The organism is Microbacterium sp. NPDC055683, assembly GCF_053617895.1.
Genome location: NZ_JBSHGQ010000007.1, coordinates 116,099 through 118,689, shown reverse-complemented (window position 1 = coordinate 118,689; position 2,591 = coordinate 116,099). Strand labels below are relative to the sequence as shown.

The 2,591-nt window shown below is 73.4% G+C and carries 2 protein-coding genes; both read right to left on the bottom strand.

Annotated features, from left to right (window positions below; all coding sequences use genetic code 11):
* Positions 1-19: 19 nt before the first annotated feature.
* The gene (locus ACWGPF_RS05080) at positions 20-1,408 is read right to left on the bottom strand and encodes an NtaA/DmoA family FMN-dependent monooxygenase (protein ID WP_452331787.1); all 1,389 of its coding nucleotides are present in this window, start codon (positions 1,406-1,408) and stop codon (positions 20-22) included.
* The gene (add, locus tag ACWGPF_RS05075; protein ID WP_452331786.1) at positions 1,405-2,424 is read right to left on the bottom strand and encodes an adenosine deaminase; all 1,020 of its coding nucleotides are present in this window, start codon (positions 2,422-2,424) and stop codon (positions 1,405-1,407) included. The genes ACWGPF_RS05080 and add overlap by 4 nt, the downstream gene beginning before the upstream one ends.
* Positions 2,425-2,591: the final 167 nt, after the last annotated feature.

Below are 2,591 nucleotides of genomic sequence, written 5' to 3'. Positions count from 1 at the left end.
CGGGCGGCGACGCGCCGTGTCACACGGCGACGCGGCTCGTCGCGAGCACGGGGTGCGCGTCGCCCAGGCGGTCGCCGCCGGCGCGCTCGGTCACCCGCGCGCGCAGGGTGCCGCCCGGCACGCCGGCCGCGATGCGGCCCCGCTCGCGGAGGATCGGCATGACGAGGTCGCCGAACGCCTGCAGGTCGACCGGCTCGAACGCCGGCTCGATGAGGAATCCGTCGAGCCCGGTCTCCGCCGCCAGCTGCTCGATGCGGTCGGCGACCTGCACGGGGTCGCCCACGACGCGGAACCCGCGCGTGCCGAGGCCCCGCAGCTGGTCGAGGATCTCGCGGACCGTGGGCGCGTCGTCGCCCAGGAAGCGCTCGATGTTGCTCGTGCCCAGCTGACCCACCGGCCCGCCCGCGTCGAGCACCTGGTGCAGCGTCCGATCGGGATCGAGCGCGAGCAGGTCGATGCCGGTGTTTCCGGCGTAGAGCGCCGCGACGATCTCGTCGGTCTGCAGCGCGTCGAACTCCGACTCGAGCGCCCGCGCGCCCTCCTCCGTCTCGGCGACGAAGACGGTCATCCCCGCCATGAGACGCAGCAGCTCGGGGTCCCGTCCGCGTTCTGCGGCCAGCCGGCGGATGTCCGCCACGGCTGCCGCCGTGCGGGAGGGCGTCGTGCCCTGCACGAAGACGCACTCGGCGTGCCCGGCGGCGAACGCGCGTCCCTTCGGCGACGTGCCGGCCTGGAACAGCACGGGTGTGCGCTGGGGCGACGGGGGCGTCCCGAAGTACCCGCGGGCGCGGTAGTGCTCGCCGTCGTAGACCACGCGGTGCACGCCCTCGGGGCGCGCGAACACGCCCGTCGCGCGGTCGGCGACGAACGCGTCGTCCTCCCAGGCCTCCTCCCACAGTCGCGATGCCAGCTCGACGTACTCGGCCGCCATGTCGTAGCGGGTGTCGTGCGGCACCATCCGCTCGTGTCCGAACACCTCGGCGACGGCGTTCTGCGACGCCCCGGTGACGATGTTCCACCCGATGCGGCCGCCCGTGAGATGGTCGAGCGTCGCGAAGCGCCGCGCGAGCTGCGCCGGATGGTCCAGACCCGTCGACTGCGTGACGACGAATCCGAGGGTCGAGGTGTGCTGGGCCAGGATGGGGATGAGGTAGTCGGGATCAGCGCCCGCGAAGTTGATGCCCTTCTCCACGGCCACACGCGAGACGTCGTCTCCGATGATGGGGTAGCCGTAACCGCCCGCGAAGAAGAGGAAGTCGAAGCCCGCGTCCTCGACGATCCGCGCCATCCGGATCCAGTGCGCGGGGTCGAGGTAGTCGATGCCTGCGCTCAGCGGGTGCGTCCAGCTGAACGTGCCGCCGACCTGCGGCCCCATCACCTCGAAGACGCCGAAGTGCAGCGTCTTCACGAGGCCAGCCAGGCGTCGATGCGCTCCTTCGCCCGTGCCTTGACGGCGGACGGCGCGAGCGTGGTCTCGATGGACGTCCACGCGCACGCCGCAAGCTGCGTGTCGTCGAGGCCGAGCACGGTGCGGCACACCTCGTACTCGGCGAGGATGTTCGGGCCGAAGAGGATGGGGTCGTCGGCGTTGATCGAGCAGCGCACGCCTGCCGCGAGCAGCTGCGGGAGGGGATGCTCGGCGAGGGTCTCGACGACGTCGAGCAAGACGTTCGACGTCGGGCACACATCGAGCGGGATGCCGCGCGAGGCGAGCTCGGCGACGAGGGCGTCGTCCTCGATCGCGCGGACGCCGTGCAGCACGCGGTCGGCGGCGAGGTCGTCGATCGCCTCGCGCACCGACTCCGGCCCGACGAGCTCGCCCGCGTGCGGCGTCGCCTGCAGCCCGGCCTTCTTGGCGATGGCGAACGCCTCGGCGAAGTCGCGGCACGGGAAGCCGCGCTCGTCGTTGGCCAGTCCCAGCGAGACGACGCCGCGGCCGGCGAACGCCGCCGCCGACCGCGCGACCGCGACGGCCTCCTCGGCGCTCGCGGTGCGGTCGACGGTCGGCATGAGCCCGACGGCGACGCCGTGCCGCTCCGACGCCTTCTGGGCGTAGGAGACGAGCTGGGCGAGCGCCTCGTCGAGCCCGCCGTAGACCTCGGCGTAGAACGTCGGGCTCACCCCGAGCTCGACGTAGACGACGCCGTCGGCCGCCTGGTCCTCGAGCACCTCGTCGAGCAGGCGCTCGAGGTTCGCCGGCTCACGCAGCACCGCGAGCAGCGAGCGGTAGCACTGCCCGAACTCGGTGAACCCCGAGAAGCCGCTCGTCGCGGGCGGCTCGATGCCGATCTCCTCGCACAGCGCGGCGAGGGTGGCGGGGCGCATGCCCGCCTCGAGGTGCAGGTGCAGATGGCCCTTGGGCAGGGCACGGAGGTCGCGGGCCCCGGGTGCGGCGCCGGGGAGCTCGGTCTCGACGATGGTCATGTCGCTCTTCTCTCTGTCGTTCGGGGCGTCGATGCGGTCCGGCGGGGGGGGGGCGCGCCCCCCCCCCCGGGGGGCCCCCCCCCGGCGCGCGGGCGCCGCCCCGGGGGACCCCCCGGCGCATATAAAAAACATGACCGGCCCCCCCCGGAGGGGGGGTAGATCTGCGG